Here is a 24,924-nt window from a genome sequence, read left to right on the forward strand (position 1 = left end):
GAGGTCGAGTGTCCACTGTCGTCATCAAGCGGCCACCCCGCCGACCGGCGCCGGAGATTCCGGTGGGTGAGCTGCCGGTGGACGCGCCGCCGGAGATCCCCGCCGTCACCGGCGGGCGCTGGCAGCAGCTGCTCACGGTGCTGCCGATGCTCGGCGGCACCGTGGCGATGGCGATGATGTTCGGCCGCGGCGGGGGCGCGTACTCCTACGTGGTCGGCGGGATGTTCGGGCTCTCCTCGCTGGCCATGCTGGTGACCTCGTGGGGCAGCGCCTCCGGCACCCCGAAGAAGTCGGAGATGATGGCCGCCCGGCGGGACTACCTGCGGCACCTGACCGTGCTGCGGCGCCGGGTCCGGCAGACCGCCGGGCAGCAGCGCGCCGGGCTCTACTACCGGCACCCGGATCCCGGCCGGCTCTGGTCGACCGTCGACAGCCACCGCGTCTGGGAACGCCGCCCCACCGACCCGGACTTCGCGGTGGTCCGGGTCGCCGTCGGCCCGCAGACCCTCGCCACCCCGCTGGTCCCCCCGGTCACCCGCCCGCTGGAGGAGCTGGAACCGATGACCGCCGGCGCGCTGCGCCGGTTCCTGGACGCGTACTCCGTGGTGCCCGACCTGCCGGTGGCGCTCTCGCTGCGCAGCTTCGCCCGGGTCTTCGTGCGGGCCGCCGGCCCGGCCGACGACGGCGACGGGCCCGCCGCCCAGGCGCTGGCCCGGGCGATGCTCGCCCAGCTCGCGGTCTTCCACGCCCCGGACGAGCTGCTCGTCGCCGTCTGCGCCGGGCCGGAACGGCGGGCCGCCTGGGAGTGGGTCAAGTGGCTGCCGCACGCCCACCATCCCACCCGCACCGATGCGCTCGGCCCGGTCCGGCTGGTCACCAGCGCGGGGGCCGAACTGGAGGGACTGCTGGACGAGGTCCTGGCCAGCCGGTCCCGGTTCAGCCCCGCCGGCCCGGCCACCGACGGCCCGCACGTGGTGGTGGTGCTCGACGGGGGCGACCTGACCGGGGCCACCGACCTGACCGGCGACGGCGGCATCGACGCGGTCACGATCATCGACCTGGACACCCCGCCGCCGCGCCTGCTGGACCGGTTCGCGCTGCTGCTGGAGCTGCGCGGGGGACGGCTGCACTCCCACTCCGCGGAGGGGCACGCCGAGGTCGGTACGGCGGACCGGCTGGACCCGGTCGACGCGGAGGCCGTCGCCCGGCGGCTGGCCCCGCTGCGGCTGGCCACCGCGGCACGCGGCCCGGACGCCCCGCCGGGCGCGGAGCTGGGCCTGCCCGAGCTGCTCGGTCTCGGCGACCCGGAGAGCTTCACCGCCGAGCAGGGGTGGGCGCCCCGGTCCGCCCGGGAGCGGCTGCGGGTGCCGATCGGGGTGGGCACCGACGGCGGCGCCATCGAGCTGGACCTGAAGGAGTCGGCGCAGGACGGGATGGGGCCGCACGGCCTGCTGATCGGGGCGACCGGCTCCGGCAAGTCCGAGCTGCTGCGCACCCTGGTGCTCGGGCTGGCCGCCACGCACAGCTCGGAGCAGCTCAACTTCGTACTGATCGATTTCAAGGGCGGCGCGACCTTCGCCTCGTTCGACCGGCTGCCGCACACCGCCGCGGTGATCACCAACCTGGCCGACGCGCTGCCGCTGGTCGACCGGATGGTCGACGCCATCAACGGCGAGCTGGTCCGCCGCCAGGAGCTGCTGCGCCGGGCCGGCAACTTCGCCAGCCTGCGCGACTACGAGCGGGCCCGCGCCGCCGGCACCCCGCTCGCCCCGCTGCCGTCGCTGCTGCTGATCTGCGACGAGTTCTCCGAGCTGCTCTCGGCCAAGCCCGACTTCATCGACCTGTTCGTGCAGATCGGCCGGCTGGGCCGGTCGCTCGGCGTGCACCTGCTGCTGGCCTCCCAGCGGCTGGAGGAGGGCCGGCTGCGCGGGCTGGACACCCACCTGTCGTACCGGATCGGGCTGCGGACCTTCTCGGCGCTGGAGTCGCGCACGGTGCTCGGGGTGCCGGACGCGCACGAGCTGCCCCGCTCCCCCGGGCACGGCTACCTGCGCTTCGGCACCGAACCGCTGGTGCGCTTCAAGGCCGCGTACGTCTCGGGGGCGCTGCGCCGGCGCGGTGCGGCGCCGGGCGCGGGCGGCACCGGGACCCCGCGCCTGCTCGCCTTCTCCACCCACCTCGTGCCCAAGCCGGAGCCGGTCGGGCCGCCCGCCCTGCCCGCGACGGCCGAAGAGGGCGGCACGGAGAGCCTGCTGGAGCTGATGGCCGACCGGCTCGCCGGGCAGGGGCCGCCCGCCCACCAGGTCTGGCTGCCCCCGCTCGGCCGGGCGCCCGCGCTGGACGAGCTGCTCGGGCCGGTCGGCGTCGACCAGGCGCGCGGTCTCACTTTCGGCAACCCGGAGCTGCACGGCGCGCTCCAGGTGCCGGTCGCGGTGGTCGACAAGCCCTTCGAGCAGCGCCGCGACCTGCTCTGGCTGGCGCTGGACGGCGCCGCCGGCCACGTCGCGGTGGTCGGCGGCCCGCAGAGCGGCAAGTCGACCGCGCTGCGCACGCTGATCTGCGCCCTGGCGCTCACCCACACCCCGGCCGAGGTGCAGGTCTACTGCCTCGACTTCGGCGGCGGCGGGCTGGCCGCGCTGCGCGACCTGCCGCACGTCGGCGGGGTCACCGGCCGCGCCGACCCGACGGCCGTCCGGCGTACGGTCGGCGAGATCGCGACCCTGCTGGTCGACCGGGAACAGCGCTTCGCCGAGCTGGGCGTGGAGTCGATGGCCGCCTGGCGGCAGCGGCGGGCCGCGCTGGCGCACACCGGCCAGCCCGGGGCCGACCCGTTCGGCGACGTGTTCCTCGTGGTGGACGGCTGGGCCACCCTGCGCGGCGAGTACGACGACCTGGAGCCGCTGATCACCGACCTCGCCACCCGAGGACTGTCGTACGGGGTGCACGTGGTGGCGACGGCGGTGCGCTGGCTGGACTTCCGGCCGGCGATCCGGGACCTCTTCGGTTCCCGGCTGGAGCTGCGCCTCGGCGACCCGGCCGACTCGCTGGTGGCCCGCCGGGCGGCGACGAACGTGCCGGAGAAGACCCCCGGCCGGGGCGTCACGGCGGAGAGCCTGCACTTCCTCACCGCGCTGCCGCAGCTCGCCGCCTCCGGCGGGGAGGCCACGGACCTGGTCAAGCGGGCCGCCGAGGGCTGGGTCGGCCCGGTCGCGCCCCCGGTGCGGCTGCTCCCGCCGGTGCTCCCGTACGCCGAACTGGGCCTGACCGCCGCCACCGGCCTGCGCATCCCGGTGGGGATCGCCGAGGCTGACCTGCGCCCGGTCGCGCTGGACTTCGCCACCGAGCCGCACTTCGTCGTCTTCGGCGACGCCGAGTGCGGCAAGTCGTCGTTCCTGCGCGCGCTGGCCACCTCGATCATGACCCGGTTCACCCCCGAGCAGGCCCGGGTCATCCTGGTCGACTACCGCCGCAGCCTGGTGGACCTGACCGAGTCGGCGTCGCCGCACCTGATCGGGTACGGCTCCGCCGCGGTGCACACCACCGACCTGATCGAGTCCGCCGCCGGCTACATGGCGGGGCGGGTGCCCGGGCCCGACGTCACGCCCGCCCAGCTGCGGCAGCGGTCGTGGTGGTCCGGGCCGGAGCTGTTCGTGCTGGTCGACGACTACGACCTGGTCGCCAGCGGGCCGTCCAACCCGCTGCGTGCCCTGGAGGAGCACCTGCCGCACGCCCGGGACGTCGGGCTGCACCTGGTGCTCGCCCGCCGTTCGGGCGGCGCCGGACGGGCCCAGTACGAGCCGCTCGTGCAGCGCCTGCGCGAGCTGTCCACCTCGGGGCTGGTCATGGCTGGCAGCCCCGAGGAGGGGGCGCTGGTCGGCCCGGTCCGGCCCGGTCCGCTGCCCCCGGGGCGGGGCCGGCTGGTCACCCGGCGCGAGGGCGTACGCCTCGTACAGCTGGCCCATCTGCCGCCGCCGTGACCGGTGTCCCGGGAACGCCCCGCAAGGCGGCGAGGAACCGGTAATCTCCGATCGTCATGTTTGCGTCGCGATGAATGCCTGAGGATGTGACGACCGTGCGGCACAGCTGTCCGCCAGCGGCTCGGCGGATCGCCGGACGTACGTTGCTCGGTCTGGCGGCCGCCGTCGTGTCGGTCGCGGGTCCGGCCACGGCAGCCGACGCCGCCCCTCGGCAGCCCGCCGCCCGGCCGGTCCTCCACCCCCCGGCCGCCGCCGTCCCGGTGGCGCTCGCGGCGCCCGACAGCAAGAACCGCCCCGACCAGGTCCGCGACGAGCAGTGGCAGCTCGACGTGTTGCAGGCGAAGACCGCATGGCGCAGCTCGACCGGTAAGGGGGTCACCGTCGCGGTGATCGACTCCGGTGTGGACGCCGCCCATCCCGACCTGGCCGGCCAGGTGCTGCCCGGCCTCGACCTGGTGGCGCCCCGGGGCAAGGCCGGCGACCCCGATCCGGTCGGCCACGGCACCACCGTGGCCGGGCTGATCGCCGGCCGCAACGACGACGCGCGGGGGGCCGTCGGCCTGGCGCCGGACTCCCGGATCCTCCCGGTCCGCGTCCTCGACGCCGAGAACCGCTACGACGACGCCCTGATCGTCGCCAAGGGCGTGCGCTGGGCCGTCGACAACGGCGCCCGCGTGATCAACCTGTCCCTCGGCGGCAGCGGCGACAGCCCCGCCCTGGCGGCGGCGCTCGACTACGCCTTCGCCCGGGACGTCGTCGTGGTCGCCTGCACCGGCAACCTGGGCAACTCGTCCAACGCGAAGGTCTGGTACCCGGCCCGGGAGCCGGGTGTCGTCGCGGTCGCCGGGTCGGAGCGCGACAGCGACAACCTCTGGTCCGGTTCGATCACCGGGCGGGCCACCGTCCTCACCGCCCCCGCTACCGGCCTGGTCGGGGCCCGGCCGGGCGGCTACTGGCGGGTGCAGGGCACCAGCTTCGCGGCGCCGCTGGTCGCCGCCACCGCCGCGCTGGTGCGGGCCCGCTACCCGGAGATGTCCGCCGGCGACGTCGTCAACCGGCTGCTCACCACCGCCCGCGACATCGGCCCCACCGGCCGGGACGACCGTTTCGGGTACGGCATGGTCGACCCGGTCGCCGCGCTGGACGCCGAGGTGAGCCCGGTGGGCCGCAACCCGCTGGACGACCAGTCCTCCCCGGGCGTGGTCGGGTTCGGCCCCGCCCCGGGGTCGACGCAGCCCGACGTCGCGGGGGTCGGCGGCGACCCGCGCGGCTTCACCGTGCCGCGCCAGCAGTCCCGGTGGGCGGCGCAGCCGGCGGGTACGCAGGAGGACGGCACGCCGGAGCAGTTGTGGACCGGGGCCGCGTTCTTCGTCGCCCTGCTGACCGGGGCGGCGTTGATGGTGCGCCGGTTCCGCCAGTGGACCCCGCTGGTCTCGCCCCAACGCGGCACCGGGACGTGGCGTCGCCCGCCGGCGCGCTGAGCCGCCGGCGCTCCCCGTCGTCGCCCTCTCGGAGGAACCGTCATCGCCCCCGCACGGGCGACCGGGCCCGCGGAGGTCCCCGATCGGGTCTGACCGGGCCGCGTCCCGGGTAGAACGACTGTCATGAGCCCGTCCGGCCCGCGTACCCTCGCCGCCCCGCCGCGCTCCTCGTGGCGTGACCGCCGCCTGCACCCGGAGCATGCCCGGGGCCTGCGGCTGACCCTCGCGGCGGCTGCCGCGTTCCTGGTGGCGGTGCCGTTCATGCTGCTGGCCGTCCTGGTCCTCGGAGACTGGTCCCCGCTGCGCCGGCTCGACACGGCGGTCACCCACGCGCTGGTCGGCTACGCCGCCGAGCACCCGGTGTGGGTACGCCTGATGACCCTCTGGACCGACGTGTTCGCCCCGATGCCGCTGCGCGTCGGGGCCCTGGTCCTGGTCCTCTGGCTGGTCCGCCGGGGTGCCCGGCAGCTGGCGGTCTGGGTGGCCGTCACCATGGCGGTCGGCGGCCTGCTCAGCCCGCTGCTCAAGCTGCTCGTCGGTCGGCCCCGGCCGGACCTGCCGGACCCGGTGGCCGAGGCGCCCGGCCTGGCCTTCCCGTCCGGGCACGCGCTCAACGCCGCCCTCGCCGCCGGGGTGCTGCTGGTGGTGTTCCTCCCGCACGCCCGGCCGGCCGGGCGCCGGGTGGTGTGGACGGCCGCCGTGCTGCTCGCCCTGGTGACCGGTTTCAGCCGGGTGGCCCTCGGCGTGCACTGGACCAGCGACGTGCTGGCCGGCTGGCTGCTCGGCGCGGCCGTGGTGGCCGCGACCGCCGCCGCCCTCACCGTCTGGCGGGCCGACCCGCCCGGCCGGCCGGCCCCGCGCGAGGGTCACGGGACGGCGGCGGGAAGCTGACCGGTCAGGTGCAGTCGCCGGTGCCGACGGCGCGGGTGCGCTCGGCGCCGGCGAGGGCGACGGGACGGGCCTCGGCCGCGGTCACCGCGAAGCCGGTGTTCGGGTCGTCGGCCGCCGCCGCGAAGATCACCCCGAGCACCAGCCCGTTCGAGGAGACCAGCGGGCCGCCGGAGTTGCCGCTCTGCACGAGCGCCCGGATGGTGTAGACCTCCCGCGTCACGTTGCCGGCGGAGTAGATGTCCGGCCCCGTGATCCGGTCGACGTCCCGGATCCGCGCCGACTGGGCGTTGTACGGCCCGTCGAGCGGGAAGCCCAGCACGATCGCGTCCGCGCCGCTGCCCGCGTTGCCGGCGGCGAACCGCATCGACGGGCCGGGCAGCCCGGGCACGTGCAGCACGGCCAGGTCTCGGTCGGGGTCGTAGACGACCACCTTGCTGTCGTACCGGTCGCCGTTCAGCTCGACGACGGTGGACCGGGTCCCGGCGACGACGTGGGCGTTGGTCATCACCCGGTCGTCGGCGTAGACGAAGCCGGAGCCCTCGATCCGGCGCGAACAGCTCGGGGCGGAGCCGAGCACCTTGACCACCGAACGCTGGCTGTTGACCACCACCTGGGAGCCGGCGAGCGCCGGGTCGGGCGGGGACACCTGCCGGGCCCGGGTGGGCGCCAGGTCGCCGAAGACGTCGGGGAAGCCGTTGGTGTCGACGGTGTCCCGCAGCGCCGTGGAGAGCTGCTGCGCCTGGTCGGGCAGGACCCGGTCTACCACCGTGAGCAGCGCGCTGTTGCGCACCGAGGAGGCCAGCCAGGGCAGCGACGACGAGCCGAGCGGCACCGCGACGAGCCAGGCGACCAGCAGCACGGCGAAGAGCGAGACGAACGCCCCGCCGACGTCGTCGACCCGCTTGGCGGCGTCGCTGGTGATCGTCTTGCGCAGGTGCGAACCGACCCAGCCGGCGAGCGCCTGGCCGACCACCGCCAGCCCGAAGATCGCCACCAGGGAGATCAACACCCGGGTGCCGCTGTCGACGAACTGCTGGGCCAGCAGCGGCCCCACCTGGAGGCCCACCAGCGCGCCCAGGAAGAAGCCGGAGAACGACAGCACCCCGATGACGAAGCCCTGGCGGTATCCGCTGATCGCGAACACGAGCATGAGCAGCAGCAGTACGAGATCCACGGCGGACACGCGTCAAGCGTACGGGCACCAGGCTCGCGAGATGACCATCGCTTGCGGAAGGTGACCGTCCGGTCAGCGCACCGGGGTCTCGTCGACCGCGTCGGTGCCGGCCGAGGGCGCCGGGGCAGCCCCGGTCGGCGGTAGGTCCACGACCCGGTCGCGGGGCCACGGCCGAGCCCAGCCGCCCATGTCGAGCAGGGCGGCCAGCACCCCGGCGGTGAAGCCCCAGACCAGCATCCCGCGCGCCGAGAAGGCCGGGCCGATCCAGCCGCTCGGGTGGCGGACCCGCATCCGGTTCGCCGGGTCGACCAGCTCGGCGACCGGCAGCCGGGCCACGTGCGCCACCTCGGCCGGCTCCCGGGGGTGCACCGGGTGCGGCGCGTGCCACCAGGCGAGCACGGGGGTGACCACGAAGTCGCTGACCGGGATCCAGAGCTTCGGCAGCTCGGCCAGGACGGTGACGCTGGCCGGGTCGAGGCCGACCTCCTCGTTCGCCTCGCGCAGCGCGGTCGCCCGGGCGTCGGCGTCCTCCGGGTCGGCCGCGCCGCCGGGGAAGGCGGGCTGGCCGGCGTGGTTACGCAGAGTGGCCGCACGCTGGAGGATCAGCACGTCCGGGCCGGCTCCGGGCTCCTCGCCGAGCAGCACCAGCACCGCGCTCTCCCGCCCCCCGCTCTCCGGGGTGACCAGCCGGGTGAAGTCCTCGCTGCGCGCGCTGCCGAGCCGGGTCAGCAGCGGGTCGAACCAGCCCGGCGGACGCCGGCTCATGCCGGCACCGTCACGCCGAGGTGCTGCCGGACCAGCTCGACCAGGCTGGCGTCGTCGAGCGCGCCCGAGGAGTCGACGTGCCGGACGCGGGACTGCCCGTCGACGAAGACGGTCAGGGGAATGCCCTTGCGCAGCAGTTCCTGCTTCACCCTCTCGCCCCGGTCGACCAGCACCGGGAAGCGGACGCCGAGGTCCTCGCCGATGGCCTGGGCGGCCTCGCGGCCGTCCCCGCTGTTGACGCCGACCACCCGGAACTGGCCGGCGGCCCGCTCGCTGAGCCGCTGGAAGGCGGGCAGTTCCTGGCGGCAGGGCGGGCACCAGGAGGCCCAGACGTTGACCACCGCCGGGCCGCGCAGGTCCCGCAGGGCGACCGGGGCGCCGCCGGTGAAGCACTCCAGGGTCAGCTCGGGCAGCACCTGGCCCCCGCCCCCGGAGGGTGGGGCAGGTGCGGCGGACGCGGGCGGCGTACCCAGGGCGGAGCAGTCCTGGAAGGGCGACGGCCGGTTGGCGGCGGCCTTCTGCCGTTCGGTGGGGCCCGGGTCCTTCTCCTCGGTGCCGGCGGTGCAGCCGGCGACGGCCAGCAGCACGGGTACGAGCAGGGCGGCGAGCCGGCGGTTCATCGGTCGCGACCGCGGGGCCCGCGACACCCGTCCACTCCCCGCGCTCACGGTGCCTCCGCCACGACGGCCTGGACCGGCACCAGCTCCGGGTCGACCCCGGCCGCCACCGCCAGGTCCCGGGCCCGGGGGCCCTTGAGCAGCTTCGCGGCCGCCGCCGGCTCGGTCGGTCCGGTGCCGTACGACGGGCAGAGCTTCGCCAGCGTGCACGCGCCGCAGGCCGGCTTGCGGGCGTGGCAGACCCGCCGGCCGTGGAAGATGATCCGGTGCGACAGCATGGTCCAGTCGCGCCGCGGGAAGAGCGCCCCGATCGCGTGCTCGATCTTGACGGGGTCGGTCTCGGCGGTCAGCCGCCAGCGCTGGACCAGCCGCTGGAAGTGGGTGTCGACGGTGATCCCGGGAACGTCGAAGGCGTTGCCGAGGATGACGTTGGCGGTCTTGCGGCCGATGCCGGGCAGCGTCACCAGGTCGGCGAGCTTGCCGGGGACCCGGGCGTCGTACCGCTCCACGAGGGCCTGGCCGAGCTTGATCAGCGAGTCGGTCTTGTTTCGGTAGAAGCCGGTGGGCCGGATCAGCTCCTCCAGCTCCGCCCGGTCCGCTCCCGCGTAGTCGGCGGCGGTCGGGTAGCGGGCGAAGAGCTTCGGGGTGACCTCGTTGACCTTCTTGTCCGTGCACTGCGCGGAGAGGATCGTCGCGACGGCCAGCTCCAGGGGGTTGGAGTGGTCCAGTTCACAGTGCGCGTCGGGGTGGGTCTCGGTCAGTACCCGGCCGATCCGCCGGGCGCGACGGGTGCGCCCGAGGTCGGTCTCGGTGAAGCCGGAGGAACTCGTGGTCACGCCGGCCAGCCTACGTCGCCCGGCCGACGGTCGGCCGGGTCCACGCGCCGTGCCGTCCCGGTCAGCCGCCCTGGGGCGCGCTGATCGTGCCGGAGTCGTCGAACCGGGCGCCGGTCTCCGGGAAGTCGCTCTTGGTCAACTGCTTCACGAGGCCCAGCCCGCGGTCGTCGCGGTCCATGGTCGGCTTGCCGATGGAGTTCATGTACGTCGAGGCGAACGAGCCGCCGGCCCAGCTGCCGTCCGGCTTCAGCGACACCTTCAGCACCCCGCCCCAGCCGAGCCGGCCGGCGTTGCTCAGCGAGTTGCCCCCGCCGGCGAAGTTGCCCAGGCTGTACGCGATCAGCCGGCCCTTGTAGAACTCCATGCCGCGCAGCACGTGCGGGCCGTGCCCGACGATCAGGTCCGCCCCGGCGTCGATCATCGCCTTGGAGAACTTGACCGGGTCGCCCCGGTTCTCGCCGAGGAACATCTCGGTGCCGGGCCGCACCCGCGTCTTCTCGGAGCCCTCGCCGCCCATGTGCACCTGCACGACGACCACGTCGGCCATGCCGGCCGCCTTGGTGATCACCTTCTTCGCCGCGGCGATGTCGGTGAGGCTGTTGGACCAGACGTACGACGAGAAGCCGGCGACCGCGACCTTGACCCCCTTGACGTCGACCACGGTGATCTGGTCAGGCGCCCCGGTGTGCGCGAGGTCGTACTTCTCCAGCGCCTTCTGGGTGTTCTCGTAGCCCTTCGGGCCGAAGTCGTAGCCGTGGTTGTTGGCCTGGTTGAGCAGGTCGAAGCCCGCGTCGCGCAGGTGCGCGGCGTACTCGGGCGGGGCCCGGAACTGGAAGCAGCGGGTCGAGTTCGGGCCGCACTTGCCGGTGCCGGTGTCGACGGTGAGCGGCTCCTCCAGGTTGCCCATCACCAGGTCGGCGGCGAGCGCCTTCTCGACCGAGTCGAAGAAGCCCTTCCCGCCGTTGGGGGGCAGCCGGTTCGGCGCGTTGCCCATGATGATGTCGCCGGTCGCCGAGAGCGAGATCGCCTGCTCGGCGGGCTGCGCGGTGCTCGTGGGCGCGCCCGAGCGGACCGGGGCGCCGGTGTTGCCGCCACCCGTGCCGGGCTGCCAGACCGCGTCGGACCCGGACCCGGGCCCTCCACAGCCGGCGGTGAGCAGGACGGCGAGCAGCGCGCCGAGGGCGAGTGCGGCCCGGCGACGCGGAGGGGAGGCGGCAGCGTACATCGAGCGCGACCTTATCGGCTGTGCAACGCCGAAACGAGGGCCGATCGGACGGAGTCTCAGCCCGCCGGTCGGTCCGACCACGGCACGACGGTGCCCGCCCCGCCCGCCGCCACGGCGGCGTGCACGGCCCGGGCCAGCGGGGCGCCCCAGGTGGAGCGCGGTCCGCCGTACGCCGACTCGGGGCCGTCGACCGGGCAGAGCACGGTGACCGCGTCCGTCGGGGTGCCGGTGCCCGGCACGCCCAGCTCCGCGATCGCCTGCGCCTTCGCCTCGGTGGCCGTGGCGACCGCGTTGACCAGGGCGGCGTCGCCGAGCCGGGCCGGGACGTACACCACGATGTTGACGGTGCCGACCCGCTGGGTCAGCGCCGCCGGGGCGGGCTCCGCCGCCCGGACCGGGGTGCCCAGGCCGACCGTCGCCCAGGCCCGCACGCCGGTGTCCGTCCGGGCGACCACCTCGGCGACGTCCACCCCGGTCAGCAGGCCCACCCCGGGCCCGTGGAGGTCGAGCCGGTCGGCCAGTTCGGCCAGGTGGTCGGCGGGGTCGTCCCGGTCGTACGACATGGGCACGGTCGCGTTGACGACCCAGTGCCGGACGCCGATCCCGCCGCCCAGCGGCGCGGAGCTGACCGCGCGCAGCGGGCGGTCGGCGCGCCAGACCAGCAGCGGTACGTCCCGACCGTCTTCCTGTCGGGCGGTCAGCACGGGTTCACTCAGCACGTGGGTGACCCTACGACCCGGACGTCGGGGGCCGCCCCGGCGCCCGGGCGGGCGCGCGATCCTACTGCTTGATCAGGGCCGGCAGGTTACGCCCAACGATCAAGATTCCAGGGGTGCACCTCTGATTGCTGCTCACGTGCGCCTAGACTGGCGACGCGCGAGGGATCAGCGGACGGCGGACCCGGCCGACGGACGGCACGCGCAGGCGGAGGTGCGCGATGGACGAGGTACTGGCTCGCAGCGGGATCTTCCAGGGCGTCGACCCGGAGGCTGCCGAGGCGCTCGCCAAGGAGATGGAGACGCTCGAGGTCCGTAAGGGCGAGATCGTCTTCAACGAGGGCGAACCCGGCGACAGTCTCTACATCCTGCTGTCCGGCAAGATCAAGGTGGGTCGGCGCGCTGCCGACGGCCGGCAGAACCTGATCGCGGTGATGGGCCCGTCGGACATGGTGGGCGAGCTGTCGCTCTTCGACCCCGGCCCGCGTACGGCGACGGCCACGGCGGTCACCGACACCCGGCTGGTGCGGCTGCGCAAGCAGGCCCTGCGCCCGTGGCTGAACAACCGCCCGGAGATCGCGGAGCAGCTGCTGCGGGTGCTCGCCCGCCGGCTCCGGCGCACGAACGACTCCCTGGCCGACCTGATCTTCACCGACGTGCCCGGCCGCGTCGCCAAGAACCTGCTCCAGATGGCCGGCCGCTTCGGCACCCGCGACGGCGGCGTGCTGCGGGTGACCCACGACCTCACCCAGGAGGAGATCGCCCAGCTCGTCGGCGCCTCCCGGGAGACCGTCAACAAGGCGCTGGCCGACTTCGCCTCGCGCGGGTGGCTGCGCCTGGACGGCAAGAGCATCATCATCCTCGACCCGGAGCGCCTGGCCCGCCGCGCCCGCGTCTGACGCGTACGACCCGGATCTGCCTGGGGCAGAATCGCTGGACACCGTGCCCGCCGGGCGGGCACGGTGAAGCGATGCTGGACCGGGTGGCCGTTCTCTCCGACATCCACGGTGCGCTGCCGGCGCTGGAGGCCGTGCTGGCCGAGCCGGATGTCGCCGCCGCCGACCTGATCGTGCTCACCGGCGACATCGCGGCCGGACCGCAGCCGGTCGAGGTGCTGGACGTGCTCGCCGGCCTCGGCGACCGGGCCTGCTGGGTACGGGGCAACGCGGACCGCGAGCTGGTGCAGGCACGCGCCGGCCGCCCGTCCCCGATCGACGTCTCCAACTGGGCGGCGGAGCAGCTCCGCGACGACCAGGTGGCCCGGTTGGCGGCGCTGCCGCTGACGGTCACCCTGGAGGTCGGCGGCCTCGGTCCGGTGCTGTTCTGCCACGCCACTCCCCGCGACGACGAGGAGGTCGTGCTCGTCGACTCCCGGATGGAACGCTGGGCGGAGGTGCTCGCCGACGTCCCGGCCGAGGTTTCGACGGTGGTCTGCGGGCACACCCACATGCCGTTCACCCGGCTGGCCGACCGACGGCTGATCGTCAACCCGGGCAGCGTCGGGATGCCCTACGGCGGTCCCGGCGCCTACTGGGCACTCCTGGGGCCGGGGGTGCACCTGCGGCGTACCTCCTTCGACGTGGACGCCGCATGCGCCCGAGTGACGGCCGAGTCGGGCTTCCCCGACGCCGCCGAGTGGGCGGACGAGTACCTGCGCTCCCGACACAGCGACGCCACCGCCCTCGCGGTGTTCGCCCCGCGCGACGGCCGCCGAGCAGTGACCGGCGGATGACTGCCGCCCGGGTGGGACGACACCCGTCGTGCCCTGTCGAGCTGCCCCGTCCATAGGACCGGCCGGTTTCCCCTATCGAGCCTGGCCACCAACCTCGACCGGCACGCGACGGTCCGATGCGGCCAGAAAAAGTCAGTCTTGACTGTTTGTTTCGGTGACGGCAGGCTGTCCCCGTGCCCGCATCGACCCGCATCCCTCAGCAGGAACGCAGCCGCGCCACCCAGGCGCGGCTGCTGGAGGCGACAGTCGAGTGCCTGGTCGAGCACGGCTGGTCCGGCACCACCACCACCGTCGTAGCGGCCCGGGCCGGCGTCTCGCGCGGCGCCCAGCTGCACCACTACCCCACCAAGGCCGCGCTGGTCACGGCCGCCGTCGCCCACCTCGCGGAGCGGCGGGCGGAGGAGCTGCGCACCGAGGCCGAGGCGCTGCCGCCCGGCCCGCAGCGGCTCGACCGGGTGATCGACCTGCTCGGCGCGGCCTTCACCGGCCCGCTCTTCGTCGCCGCCCTCGAACTCTGGGTCGCCGCGCGCACCGACCGGGAGCTGCGCGAGGCCCTGGTGCCGCTGGAGGCCCGGGTCGGCCGCGAGATGCACCGGCTCACCGTCGCGCTGCTCGACGTGGACGAACGCCGTCCGGGCGTACGCGAGGCGGTGCAGGCGACCCTCGACCTGCTCCGCGGGCTCGGCGTGGCCAACCTGCTCAACGACGACTCGTCCCGCCGCGCCGCCCTGCTGCACACCTGGAAGCGACAGCTCGCCACCCTGCTCACCCCCTGACCGCCCGCCCTGACCGGCCCACCCTGGCCGCCCAGCCCTCCGGAGGCACCATGGTCGACCTCAAGGACCTGCTCGCGGATCTGGCCGACGAGTCCCAGCAGCTCGACGACCTGGTGACCGGCCCGCCGGCCGACTGGGGGCGCGCCACGCCGTCGCCGGGCTGGAGCGTCGGGCACCAGATCGCCCACCTCGCCTGGACCGACCACGTCGCGCTGCTCGCCGCCACCGACGCCGAGGCGTTCCTCGCCGCCGCGCTCGCCGCCCCCGACCCGGCCCGGCTCGTCGACGCCGGCGCGGAGGAGTTCCTCGCCCCACCGAGCGAGCTGCTCCCCCGCTGGCGTGCCGGCCGGGCGGCGCTCGCCGACGCGTTGTCGCGAGTGCCGGCGGGCGGAAAGCTGCCCTGGTTCGGCACCCGGATGTCGGCCGCCTCGATGGCCACCGCGCGGATCATGGAGACCTGGGCGCACGGTACGGACGTGGCCGACGCGCTCGGCGTGATCCGCCCCGGCACGGCCCGACTGCGGCACGTCGCGCACCTCGGCTTCCGTACCCTCGGCCACAGCTTCGCCGCCCACGGCCGGCCGGTGCCGACGGCGCCGGTGCGGGTCGAACTGGCGGCGCCGGACGGCGACACCTGGACGTACGGCCCGGCCGACGCCGCCGACCGGGTCACCGGCCCCGCGCTCGACTTCTGCCTGCTGGTCACCCAGCGGAGGCACCGCGCGGACCTGGCGCTGGCGGCAGCGGGCCCGGTCGCCGACGCGTGGCTGGACGTCGCGCAGGCCTTCGCCGGCCCACCGGGTCCCGGCCGCCCGCCGACGGCCACCGCGACCGGCACGGCCATCGCAACCGGCACGGCCCCCACGGCCGGCCCGGCCGAGGCGGCCGACACGGCCGGCGTGGCGGGCGGGGTGTCGGCGTGAGCGACGTGCTGCGTGTGGGCAACGCCTCCGGCTTCTACGGTGACCGGTTCACGGCGTGGCGGGAGATGCTCGACGGCGGCGAGCTGGACGTGCTGACCGGCGACTACCTCGCCGAGCTGACCATGCTGATCCTCGGCCGGGACCGGCTGCGCGACCCCTCCCTCGGCTACGCGAAGACCTTCCTCCGCCAGCTGGAGGGCTGCCTCGGCACCGCACTGGACCGGGGCGTACGGCTCGTGACCAACGCCGGCGGGCTGAACCCGGCCGGCCTGGCCGCCGCCATCGGGTCCCTCGCCGACCGGCTCGGCCTGACCGTCCGGGTCGGGTACGTCGAGGGCGACGCCCTCGCCCGCCCGGACGCGCTCACGGCGAACGCCTACCTCGGGGCGTACGGCATCGCCGCCTGCCTGGACGGCGGGGCGGACGTGGTGGTCACCGGCCGGGTGACCGACGCGTCCCTGGTGGTCGGGCCGGCGATCGCCCGGTTCGGCTGGGGCCGCGACGACCTGGACGCGCTGGCCGGGGCGACCGTCGCCGGTCACCTGGTCGAGTGCGGGGCGCAGGTGACCGGGGGCAACTTCAGCTTCTTCACGGAGCTGCCCGACGGCGGGCGGCGTCCCGGCTTCCCGGTCGCCGAGCTGCACCCCGACGGCTCGTGTGTCATCACCAAGCACCCGGGCACCGGCGGCGCGGTCACCGTGGAGACGGTCACCGCCCAGCTGCTCTACGAGGTCGGCGGCCCGGCCTACCTCGGGCCGGACGTGGTGACCCGGCTGGACACGGTGGAGCTGGGCGCCGACGGGCCGGACCGGGTGCGGGTGAGCGGCGTCCGGGGCACGCCTCCGCCGGGCACCCTCAAGGTGGGCGTGAACAACCTCGGCGGTTTCCGCAACTCGATGACCTTCGTCCTGTGCGGGCTCGACATCCCCGCCAAGGCGGCCCTGGTCCGCGGTCAGGTCGAGGCGGCGGTCGGCACGGAGGGGCTGGAGTTCGTCCTGGCCCGCACCGACCACGCGGACGCGGTCGACACCGAGGCGGCGAGCTCGCTGCTGCACGTACACCTGCGGGACGGCGACAAGGCGCGGGCCGGGCGGGCCTTCTCGGCCGCCGCGGTGGAGCTGGCCCTGGCCTCCTATCCCGGCTGCACGCTGACCACGCTGCCCGGCGACGCGACGCCCTACGGGGTGTTCACCGCCGACGCCGTGCCACAGGACGCGGTGCCGCACGTCGCGGTGCTCCCCTCCGGGGAGCGGGTGCCGATTCCGCCGCCGGCGCACACCGCCGGCCCGCCCGACGGGCCGGCGCCCGCCGTCGACCCGACCGACGGGACGACCCCGGCGGCTGACCCGCCGGCCGACCGGCCCACCCGGCGCGCGCCGCTCGGCGAGCTGGTCGGGGCCCGCTCCGGCGACAAGGGCGGCGACGCCAACCTGGGCGTCTGGGCCCGCACGGACGCGACCTGGTCGTGGCTGCGCGGCTGGCTGACCACCGCGCGGCTGCGCGAGCTGCTGCCGGAGACCGCGCCGCTGACCGTTCAGCGGTACGAGCTGCCGAACCTGCGGGCGGTCAACTTCGTCGTCCGGGGCCTGCTCGGGCAGGGGGTGGCGGCCTCCACCCGCTTCGATCCGCAAGCCAAGGCGCTCGGCGAACTGCTCCGCTCCCGGCTCGTCGACCTGCCGGCGGAACTCACGCCCGGCCCGGACTCCCCGCCTGGCGGCCCGGACTCCGCGGCCGGCGGCGCGATGCCCGGGGAAGGCCGATGACCATCGTGGACACGCCGGAGCGCCGGCAACTGCGGGAGCTGACCCGGGCCTTCGTCACCCGGGAGGTGCTGCCGCACCTGGCCGACTGGGAGCGGGCCGGCGAGATCCCCCGGGAACTGCACGCCACCGCCGCCAAGCTCGGCCTGCTCGGCATCGGCTTCCCGGAGGCCGTCGGCGGCAGCGGCGGGGACCTGCTCGACTCGATCATCGTCACCGAGGAGATCATCCGCTCCGGCGGCTCGTCCGGGCTGGTGGCGGCGCTGTTCACCCACGGCATCGCCCTGCCGCACATCGTCGCCTCCGGCGACGCGGAGCTGATCGACCGGTACGTCCGGCCGACGCTGGCCGGCACCATGATCGGCGCGCTGGCGATCACGGAACCGGACGGCGGCTCGGACGTGGCGAGCATCCGCACCCACGCGCGGCGCGACGGCGACCACTACGTGGTCAACGGGTCGAAGACCTACATCACCAGCGGCGTCCGGGCCGACTTCGTGACCACCGCCGTCTGCACCCTGCCGCCGGGCACCGGCGCCCTGACCCTGCTGGTGATCGACAAGGGCACGCCGGGCTTCACGGTCGGGCGCCGGCTGGAGAAGCTCGGCTGGCACTGCTCGGACACCGCCGAGCTGTCCTTCGCCGACGTACGGGTGCCGGTGTCCAACCGGGTCGGCGAGGAGGACACGGCCTTCCTGGCGATCATGCAGAACTTCGCCGCGGAGCGGCTCTCGCTGGCCACCCAGGCGTACGCCATCGCGCAGCGTTCCGTGGAGCTGGCGGTGCGCTGGTGCCGGGACCGGTCCACGTTCGGCCGTCCCCTGGCGAGCCGGCAGCTCGTCCGGCACCGGCTGGCCGAGATGCACACCCGCGCCGAGGCCGCCCGCGCGTACGTGCACCAGGTGGCGGCGCGGGTCGCGGCGGGCGAGCCGGTGGTGACCGAGGTGGCGATGGCGAAGAACGTCGCGGTGGCCGCCTGCGCCGAGGTGGTCGACCAGGCGCTCCAACTGCACGGCGGCTACGGCTACCTGCGCGACGCCGAGGTCGAGCGGCACTACCGCGACGCCCGGATCCTCGGCATCGGCGGCGGCACCACCGAGATCATGAACGAGATCATCGCGAAGGGCATGGGCCTATGACCACCTTGCGCAGCGCGATCGACCCGTCCTCGCCGGGTTACCACGCCAACCGGGAGGCCCTGCTGGAGCGCCTCGCCGAGCTGGACGCCGCCCTCGACCAGGCCCGCGCCGGTGGCGGTGAGAAGTACGTGGCCCGGCACCACGGGCGCGGCAAGCTGCTCCCCCGGGAGCGGATCGAGCTGCTGCTCGACCCGGACAGCCCGTTCCTGGAGCTGTCCCCGGTGGCGGCGTACGGCACCGACTTTCCCGTCGGCGCCAGCGTGGTGACCGGCATCGGCGTCGTCGAGGGCGTCGAGTGCCTGGTCGTCGCGAACGACCCGACGGTACGCGGCGGCGCGGTGAACCCGTGGTCGCTTGCCAAGACCCGTCGGGCGGGCGAGATCGCCCTGGCCAACCGGCTGCCGATGGTGAACCTGGTCGAGTCGGCCGGCGCGGACCTGCCCACCCAGGCGGAGATCTTCATCCCGGGCGGACGGGTGTTCCGCGACCTGACCCGGCTCTCGGCCGCGAAGATCCCCACGGTCAGCGTGGTCTTCGGCAACGCCACCGCCGGGGGCGCGTACGTGCCGGGGATGTCCGACCACGTGATCATGATCCGGGACCGGTCGCAGGTCTACCTGGCCGGGCCGCCGCTGGTGAAGATGGCCACCGGCGAGGTCACCGACGACGAGTCCCTCGGCGGGGCGGCCATGCACGCCACGACGTCCGGGCTCGCGGACTTCCTGGCCGCCGACGAGCGCGACGGCATCCGGTTGGCCCGGCAGTGCGTACGCCGGCTGAACTGGCGCAAGCAGGGCCCGCCGCCGCGCGACCCGTCCCCGCAGCCGCCGAGGTACGACCCGGAGGAGCTGCTCGGCATCGCCAGCGCCGACCTGAAGGTGCCGTTCGACCCGCGCGAGGTGCTGGCCCGGGTGCTCGACGGCAGCGAGTTCGACGAGTTCAAGCCGGCCTACGGCACCGCCCTAGTCGCCGGCTGGGGCGAGCTGCACGGCTATCCCGTCGGGGTGCTGGCCAACGCGCGGGGCGTGCTGTTCAGCGAGGAGGCGCAGAAGGCGACCCAGTTCATCCAGCTCGCGAACGCCGCCGACACCCCGCTGGTCTTCCTCCAGAACACCACCGGCTACATGGTCGGCACCGAGTACGAGCAGCGCGGCATCATCAAGCACGGCGCCCTGATGATCAACGCGGTGTCGAACTCGACCGTGCCGCACCTGACGGTCAACCTCGGCGCCTCCTACGGCGCCGGCAACTACGGCATGTGCGGGCGGGCGTACGAGCCGAGGTTCCTGTTCACCTGGCCGAACGCCAAGTCGGCGGTGATGGGGCCGGCGCAGCTCGCGGGCGTGCTGTCCATCGTGGCCCGGCAGGCCGCCGCCGCCCGGGGCCGGGACTACGACGAGGACTCCGACGCCGCGATGCGGATGATGGTCGAGCAGCAGATCGAGTCGCAGTCCGGCGCGCTCTTCCTCTCCGGCCGGCTCTACGACGACGGGGTGATCGACCCCCGCGACACCCGTACGGTCCTCGGGCTCTGCCTGTCGGCGATCCACAACGCACCAGTCAGGGGCGCCGACGGCTTCGGCGTCTTCCGGATGTGAGGCGGCAATGCGCCCGATGAATGCGATCGAGAGGCGGGACCAGTGATCCGGAAACTGCTCGTGGCGAACCGGGGCGAGATCGCCCGTCGGGTCTTCGCCACCTGCCGCGCGCTGGGCGTCGAGACGGTGGCCGTGCACTCCGACGCCGACGCCGACGCGCCGTTCGTCGCCGAGGCCGACCACGCCGTCCGGCTGCCCGGCAACGCGCCCGCCGAGACGTACCTGCGGATCGATCTGATCCTCGACGCGGCCCGCAGGACAGGAGCGGACGCCGTGCACCCCGGCTACGGCTTCCTCGCCGAGAACGCCGAGTTCGCCGCCGCCGTGACCGACGCCGGGCTGACCTGGGTCGGCCCGCCGGCCAAGGCGATCGCCGCGATGGGCGACAAGATGGCGGCGAAGGCACTGCTCGCCGAGGCGGGCGTGCCGATGCTGCCCACCTGGACCGACGCCGACGAGATCACCGACTTCCCGGTGCTGGTGAAGGCGTCCGCCGGGGGCGGTGGGCGCGGCATGCGCGTCGTCCGGGACGCCGCCGCGCTGGCCGAGGCCGTCGCCTCCGCGCGTCGCGAGGCGGCCGGCGCGTTCGGCGACGGCACGGTCTTCGTCGAGCGGTACGTCGAGCGCGGCCGGCACGTCGAGGTGCAGATCTTCGGCGACACCCACGGGACGGTGGCCGTCCTCGGGGTGCGGGACTGCTCGATCCAGCGCCGCCATCAGAAGATCGTCGAGGAGGCGCCCGGAGTCCTCCCCGCCGAGGTGCGGGAGCGGCTGCACGAGGCGGCGGCGGCTGCCGGCCGGGCGGTCGACTACGTCGGCGCGGGCACGGTCGAGTTCCTGCTCGCGCCCGACGGGGAGATCTACTTCCTGGAGATGAACACCCGCCTCCAGGTCGAGCACCCGGTCACCGAGTTGGTCACCCTCGGGGCCCTGGACCTGGTCCGACTGCAACTGCTGGTGGCCGAGGGCGAGCCCCTGCCGGAACACCTCCACGACCGGGTGGCGGTGCGGGGCTACGCGATCGAGGTGCGGTTGTGCGCCGAGGATCCGGCGCAGGGGTACCGGCCCGCGGCGGGGGTCCTGCACCGGTTCGCGATTCCCGGGGTGGAGCGTGAGTTCGAGAACCTCTCCCGGGCCGGCTTGCGACTCGACTCCGGCGTCGTGGACGGCTCGGTGGTGAGCGTCCACTACGACTCGATGCTCGCCAAGGTGATCGCCTGGGCGCCCACCCGCGCCGAGGCGGCCCGGTCCCTGGCCGGCGCGCTGGCCAGGGCCGAGCTGCATGGGGTGACCACCAACCGGGACCTGCTGGTCCGGGTGCTGCGCAGCCCGGAGTTCGGCGCCGTGGAGATTGACGCCGGCTTCCTGGAGCGGCACGAGGAAGTCTTCGCCCCGCTGCTGCCGGCCGGCCAGCTCCCCCTGGTGGCCCTGGCCGCCGCGCTGGCCACCGCCGCCGCCCGTCGGGCCGATGCGCCGGTGCTCGCCGGGCTCCCGTCGGGCTGGCGCAACGTGCCCGCCTTCCCGCAGGTCACCCGCTACGCGGGGCCGAGCGGCGAGATCGAGGTCCGCTACCGGCTGGACCGCTCGGGCGGCCTCGCCGAGTGGTCGGTCTCGCCGGACGCCGGTTCCGCCGCCCTCTCCGACGGGCCGACCCCGGACGGAGCGGCTTCGGCCAGGCCGACCCCGGACGAGGCGGCCCCGGCAGACGCGCCGCCGCCGGCCGTGACCCTGGTCGGGGCGTACCCCGACCGGGTGGTGCTCGACGTGGACGGGGTGCGGCGCGCGTACCGCGTACACCGGGTGTCCTCGGACCTCTTCGTGGACGGCCCGGACGGGGCGGCGAGCCTGGCCGAGCTGCCGCGCTTCCCCGAGCCCACCGCGGAGCTGGCGGCCGGGTCGCTGGTCGCGCCGCTGCCCGGCGCGGTGACCCGGGTGCACGTCGAGGTCGGGCAGCGGGTGGCGGCCGGCGACCTGCTGCTGACCCTGGAAGCGATGAAGCTGGAACATCCCGTGCTCGCCCCGGCCGACGGCGTGGTCGCCGAGCTTCCGGTCGCGGCCGGCGGGCAGGTCGACACGGGCGCCGTGCTGGCCGTGGTCAACCCCGAGTGATCCTGGAGGCCCCGCGATGAACTTCGACCTCACCCCCGAGCAGGACCAGCTCCGCGACGCCGTGCGCGCCCTGGGCCGCCGGTACGGCCACGACTACTTCGTCAGCAAGGCGAGATCCGGTGAGCACACCACCGAGCTGTGGGACGAGGCCGGCCGGCTGGGCTACCTCGGGGTCAACATCCCCACCGAGTACGGCGGCGGCGGGGGCGGGATCACGGAGCTGGCCATCGTCTGCGAGGAGCTGGCGGCGGCCGGCTGCCCGCTGCTGCTGCTGGTGGTCTCCCCGGCCATCGCGGCCACGGTGATCGCCCGGCACGGCACCGAGGAACAGCGCAAGCGCTACCTGCCCGGCTTCGCCGACGGCTCGCTGAAGGTGGTCTTCGCGATCACCGAACCGGAGGCCGGCTCCAACTTCCACCGACTCGGCACCGTGGCCCGCCGCGACGGCGACGACTGGCTGGTCTCCGGCCGCAAGTGCTACATCTCCGGCGTCGACGAGGCGTCGTACGTGCTGGTGGTGGCAAGGACCGAGGATGCGGTCTCCGGCAAGCTGAAGCCGGCGCTGTTCGTGGTGCCGACCGACGCGTCCGGGCTGACGCGGTCCAAGCTGGACATGGAGATCGTCTCCCCGGAGAACCAGTTCCTGCTCTACCTCGACGACGTGCGGCTGCCCGCCGACGCGCTGGTCGGCGAGTCGCTGGACGCCGGCCTGCCAGCGCTCTTCGCCGGGCTCAACCCGGAACGGATCACGGTCGCCGCCATGGGCGCCGGCACCGGCCGGTACGCCATCGAACGGGCCAGCGAGTACACCGCCACCCGCAAGGTCTGGGGCGGCCGGACCATCGGCTCCCACCAGGGCGTGGCCCACCCGCTCGCGCACGCGGCCGTGCAGGTGGAGCTGGCCCGCCTGATGATCCACAAGGCGGCCACCCTCTACGACGCGGGCCGCGACCTGGAGGCCGGGGTCTCCGGCAACATGGCCAAGTACGCCGCCGGGGAGGCCGCCGCGCTGGCCGTCGACACCGCCGTCCAGGTGCTCGGCGGGGCGGGCATGACCACCGAGTACGGCGTGGCCACGCTGCTCGGCGCGGTGCGCGCCGGCCGGATCGCCCCGGTCAGCCGCGAGATGATCCTCAACTTCGTCGCCCAGCACGTCCTCGGCCAGGACAAGTCCTACTGAGCGGGCCGGGATGCGGCGGGCGCCCGATCGCCCGCCGCACCCCGGGGTCCTCAGCGGACGGTCAGCGTGCCGACCGCCGGCAGCGGGGCGACCACCGGCGGGAGCCGCTTCGGCTCACCCCGCCCAGGGGCGCCCTCGGCGGCCAGCGCGCCCTTCGACGCCTCCGCCCGCCGGGTCGCCCCCGGCTCGGCCGGCAGCTCGGCGAACGGCTGGACGTCGCCCACGCAGACCTTGCCGTTGGCCGGCAGCGCCCCGCGCAGCAGGTACGCGTCGACCGCGCCGGTCACGCAGGCCGACGTCCCGTACGCGGTGTGCCCCCAGCTGTCGCTGCTGAGCAGGCGGCTGTTCGGCAGCAGCCGGGCCGAGCTGACCGCGCCCCGGTAGTTGGTCGCCGGGTCCCAGTAGTTGCCCACCACCAGCACCGGCGCGGCGGTCCGCCGGTTGAACGGCCCGGTGTAGGCGTCTTCGTCCCGCACGGTCCAGGTCTTGCGGGCGCACGGCGAGGTGATCCACGTCCACATTCGACCGAAGTACGGGTCGCGCTTGTCGGCGTTCGCGGCCAGCGCCGGGAACGAGCCGGCGTCCTTCGGGTGGTACGCGTCGGTGCAGTCCACGCCGAGGAAGGTCTCCAACCCGTTCTCGTACGGGAAGTCGTACCGTCGGGCCTGCTCGCGGGCCTTGGCGGCCTGGCGGGTCACGTCGGCCGTCGCCGGGCGGCGGGCGGCCGGCGACGACGCCGGGTCGGTGAGCACCAGCAGTGCGGCGGTGAGGTCGACGACCTCGGCGTAGCCCGTCGGGCCGTAGAGCATGCTGAGGTTGGCGGCGACGAAGTCGGCGTACGTGACGGTGATCGGGCCGAGGTCGGGGTCCTCGATGACCACCGGCTTGGCCCGCAGCCGCTTCGCGACCAGGTCGAACGACGCGACGGGGTCGCCCTCGGCCAGCGCACACGCCTGGGCGCCGGCCCTGTCGCAGCGCACCAGGATCTCCCGCAGCGCCTTGTACGCGCCCTGCGCGCTGCGCATCCGGTCCTCCTGGGACAGGCTGCGCGCCCTGCCCTGGCCGACCCACTCGTTCGGGTTCAGCACGCCGTCGATCACCAGGGCGCGGACCCGGTCCGGGAACATGTTGGCGTAGTACTGGCCGAGGACGCTGCCGTAGCTGAAGCCGAGGAAGGTGAGCTTCCGGTCGCCCACGGCGCGGCGCAGCACGTCCATGTCCCGGGCGACCTCGGCGGTCGACATCGCGCCGCTGAGCGGCCGGCCCGTGGTGGAGCAGCCCCTGCCGACGGCCTTCGAGGAGGCCACGTACGCCTTCTCCTCGGCCTTCGTCCACGGGAACGCCACGTTCAGCCCGGCGTACGCCCGGGTCTGCTCCTTGACGGAGGGGAAGCACCTGACCTGCTGGCTGGCGGCGACGCCGCGCGGGTCGACGCCGACGATGTCGAAGCGGTCGAGCACCTCGTCACCGAGGAAGTACGGCGCGGCGAGCGCGACGTCGGTGCCGGAGCCGCCGGGGCCGCCCGGGTTGACGAAGAGGCTGCCGATCTTCCGCTGCTGGTCGCGGGCCTTGACCCGCAGCACGGCGACCTCGGTCGTGGGGCCGTTCGGCTGGTCGTAGTCGCGGGGCAGCCGGACGGTGGCGCACTCGGCGTAGTCGTAGCAGGCGTACCAGTCCAGTGTGGGCGTGGGCACCCGGTCGACCCGGCGGGCCTCCTGCGGGCTGGTCCGGTCGGAGGTGACCGGACGGTCCCCGCCGGCGGGGGACGGTGCGGCGGCGGCGGGTGCGACCGCGGCGCCGGCGAGGAGGACGCCGGCGATTCCCGCGGCGGCGAGGGACCGGTTTCGTCGTGGCATGTGGACGCCTTCCGGTGGGCGACAGATTGGTCGGGCCGTGGCTCGACCTCCGTCACTCTAGGGATGGCGCGACATGGTTGCAGGCCGGCAAACGGCTGCATATCCGACAATCCGCCGGCCGATGTAACGAATAATTCACCGTCGACGCTTTTCGCCCTTCCGCGCCCGG

General features: G+C 74.7%; 18 protein-coding genes and 1 pseudogene. 12 read left to right on the plus strand and 7 right to left on the minus strand.

Features of this window, described 5'->3' with window-relative positions:
• The first annotated feature begins 8 nt into the window (after positions 1-8).
• From eccCa to DER29_RS33270, 3 genes are all read left to right on the plus strand, one after another.
• A complete protein-coding gene (gene eccCa / locus DER29_RS33260; RefSeq protein ID WP_121401618.1) occupies positions 9-3,977 on the plus strand; it encodes a type VII secretion protein EccCa in 3,969 nt (1,322 codons plus the stop codon).
• A 74-nt stretch (positions 3,978-4,051) separates the two neighbouring features.
• A complete protein-coding gene (gene mycP / locus DER29_RS33265) occupies positions 4,052-5,458 on the plus strand; it encodes a type VII secretion-associated serine protease mycosin (RefSeq protein WP_121401619.1) in 1,407 nt (468 codons plus the stop codon).
• Positions 5,459-5,581: 123 nt separating this feature from the next.
• Complete coding sequence (locus DER29_RS33270) at positions 5,582-6,349, plus strand: phosphatase PAP2 family protein (protein ID WP_121401621.1); 768 nt, start codon at positions 5,582-5,584, stop codon at positions 6,347-6,349.
• 4 nt (positions 6,350-6,353) lie between these two features.
• Here DER29_RS33270 and DER29_RS33275 read toward each other — a convergent pair whose 3' ends face one another.
• The 6 genes from DER29_RS33275 to DER29_RS33300 form a co-directional block, all read right to left on the minus strand.
• A complete protein-coding gene (locus tag DER29_RS33275; RefSeq protein ID WP_121401622.1) occupies positions 6,354-7,532 on the minus strand; it encodes a MarP family serine protease in 1,179 nt (392 codons plus the stop codon).
• 63 nt (positions 7,533-7,595) lie between these two features.
• Positions 7,596-8,288 carry a CoA pyrophosphatase gene (locus tag DER29_RS33280; protein ID WP_121401624.1) on the minus strand — a complete coding sequence of 231 codons (693 nt, stop codon included), beginning with the start codon at positions 8,286-8,288 and terminating at the stop codon, positions 7,596-7,598.
• The gene (locus DER29_RS33285; protein WP_121401625.1) at positions 8,285-8,908 is read right to left on the minus strand and encodes a TlpA disulfide reductase family protein; all 624 of its coding nucleotides are present in this window, start codon (positions 8,906-8,908) and stop codon (positions 8,285-8,287) included. Before DER29_RS33285 ends, DER29_RS33280 begins: the two co-directional genes overlap by 4 nt.
• A gap of 44 nt (positions 8,909-8,952) precedes the next feature.
• Complete coding sequence (gene nth, locus DER29_RS33290) at positions 8,953-9,741, minus strand: endonuclease III (RefSeq protein ID WP_121401627.1); 789 nt, start codon at positions 9,739-9,741, stop codon at positions 8,953-8,955.
• Positions 9,742-9,802: 61 nt separating this feature from the next.
• A complete protein-coding gene (locus DER29_RS33295) occupies positions 9,803-10,966 on the minus strand; it encodes a CapA family protein (RefSeq protein ID WP_121401629.1) in 1,164 nt (387 codons plus the stop codon).
• A 56-nt stretch (positions 10,967-11,022) separates the two neighbouring features.
• Complete coding sequence (locus tag DER29_RS33300) at positions 11,023-11,685, minus strand: adenosylcobinamide amidohydrolase (RefSeq protein ID WP_121401631.1); 663 nt, start codon at positions 11,683-11,685, stop codon at positions 11,023-11,025.
• Positions 11,686-11,903: 218 nt separating this feature from the next.
• Between DER29_RS33300 and DER29_RS33305 the strand changes: the two genes are divergently transcribed.
• From DER29_RS33305 to DER29_RS33345, 9 genes and pseudogenes are all read left to right on the plus strand, one after another.
• On the plus strand, positions 11,904-12,581 hold the full coding sequence (locus DER29_RS33305) for a Crp/Fnr family transcriptional regulator (RefSeq protein ID WP_089003062.1): 678 nt from the start codon (positions 11,904-11,906) through the stop codon (positions 12,579-12,581).
• A gap of 71 nt (positions 12,582-12,652) precedes the next feature.
• Positions 12,653-13,414, plus strand: a complete 762-nt coding sequence (locus DER29_RS33310) for a metallophosphoesterase (RefSeq protein ID WP_121401632.1) — start codon at positions 12,653-12,655, stop codon at positions 13,412-13,414.
• 173 nt (positions 13,415-13,587) lie between these two features.
• Entirely contained in the window at positions 13,588-14,190 is a 603-nt protein-coding gene (locus tag DER29_RS33315) for a TetR/AcrR family transcriptional regulator (RefSeq protein ID WP_121401634.1), read from the plus strand.
• Between the two features lie 50 nt (positions 14,191-14,240).
• Positions 14,241-15,023: pseudogene (locus DER29_RS33320) on the plus strand (TIGR03084 family metal-binding protein); the annotation flags it as partial.
• 86 nt (positions 15,024-15,109) lie between these two features.
• Positions 15,110-16,876, plus strand: a complete 1,767-nt coding sequence (locus tag DER29_RS33325; RefSeq protein WP_121401637.1) for an acyclic terpene utilization AtuA family protein — start codon at positions 15,110-15,112, stop codon at positions 16,874-16,876.
• Entirely contained in the window at positions 16,873-18,012 is a 1,140-nt protein-coding gene (locus DER29_RS33330; protein ID WP_121401639.1) for an acyl-CoA dehydrogenase family protein, read from the plus strand. Before DER29_RS33325 ends, DER29_RS33330 begins: the two co-directional genes overlap by 4 nt.
• A complete protein-coding gene (locus DER29_RS33335; protein ID WP_121401640.1) occupies positions 18,009-19,610 on the plus strand; it encodes an acyl-CoA carboxylase subunit beta in 1,602 nt (533 codons plus the stop codon). The genes DER29_RS33330 and DER29_RS33335 overlap by 4 nt, the downstream gene beginning before the upstream one ends.
• A gap of 42 nt (positions 19,611-19,652) precedes the next feature.
• Positions 19,653-21,719, plus strand: a complete 2,067-nt coding sequence (locus DER29_RS33340) for a biotin carboxylase N-terminal domain-containing protein (protein ID WP_121401642.1) — start codon at positions 19,653-19,655, stop codon at positions 21,717-21,719.
• Between the two features lie 16 nt (positions 21,720-21,735).
• Positions 21,736-22,899, plus strand: a complete 1,164-nt coding sequence (locus DER29_RS33345) for an acyl-CoA dehydrogenase family protein (protein ID WP_121401644.1) — start codon at positions 21,736-21,738, stop codon at positions 22,897-22,899.
• Positions 22,900-22,949: 50 nt separating this feature from the next.
• On the opposite strand, the gene DER29_RS33350 is transcribed toward DER29_RS33345, so the two are convergent.
• Complete coding sequence (locus DER29_RS33350) at positions 22,950-24,755, minus strand: alpha/beta hydrolase (protein WP_121401645.1); 1,806 nt, start codon at positions 24,753-24,755, stop codon at positions 22,950-22,952.
• Positions 24,756-24,924: the final 169 nt, after the last annotated feature.

The sequence above is a fragment of the Micromonospora sp. M71_S20 genome (genome assembly GCF_003664255.1).
Classification (GTDB): domain Bacteria; phylum Actinomycetota; class Actinomycetes; order Mycobacteriales; family Micromonosporaceae; genus Micromonospora.

Coding starts and splice junctions, on each gene's coding strand:
- mycP (WP_121401619.1), top strand. CDS start 4,052: ATGCCTGAGGATGTGACGACCGTGCGGCACAGCTGTCCGCCAGCGGCT.
- DER29_RS33270 (WP_121401621.1), top strand. CDS start 5,582: ATGAGCCCGTCCGGCCCGCGTACCCTCGCCGCCCCGCCGCGCTCCTCG.
- DER29_RS33280 (WP_121401624.1), bottom strand. CDS start 8,288: ATGAGCCGGCGTCCGCCGGGCTGGTTCGACCCGCTGCTGACCCGGCTC.
- DER29_RS33285 (WP_121401625.1), bottom strand. CDS start 8,908: ATGAACCGCCGGCTCGCCGCCCTGCTCGTACCCGTGCTGCTGGCCGTC.
- DER29_RS33295 (WP_121401629.1), bottom strand. CDS start 10,966: ATGTACGCTGCCGCCTCCCCTCCGCGTCGCCGGGCCGCACTCGCCCTC.
- DER29_RS33305 (WP_089003062.1), top strand. CDS start 11,904: ATGGACGAGGTACTGGCTCGCAGCGGGATCTTCCAGGGCGTCGACCCG.
- DER29_RS33310 (WP_121401632.1), top strand. CDS start 12,653: ATGCTGGACCGGGTGGCCGTTCTCTCCGACATCCACGGTGCGCTGCCG.
- DER29_RS33330 (WP_121401639.1), top strand. CDS start 16,873: ATGACCATCGTGGACACGCCGGAGCGCCGGCAACTGCGGGAGCTGACC.
- DER29_RS33335 (WP_121401640.1), top strand. CDS start 18,009: ATGACCACCTTGCGCAGCGCGATCGACCCGTCCTCGCCGGGTTACCAC.
- DER29_RS33345 (WP_121401644.1), top strand. CDS start 21,736: ATGAACTTCGACCTCACCCCCGAGCAGGACCAGCTCCGCGACGCCGTG.
- DER29_RS33350 (WP_121401645.1), bottom strand. CDS start 24,755: ATGCCACGACGAAACCGGTCCCTCGCCGCCGCGGGAATCGCCGGCGTC.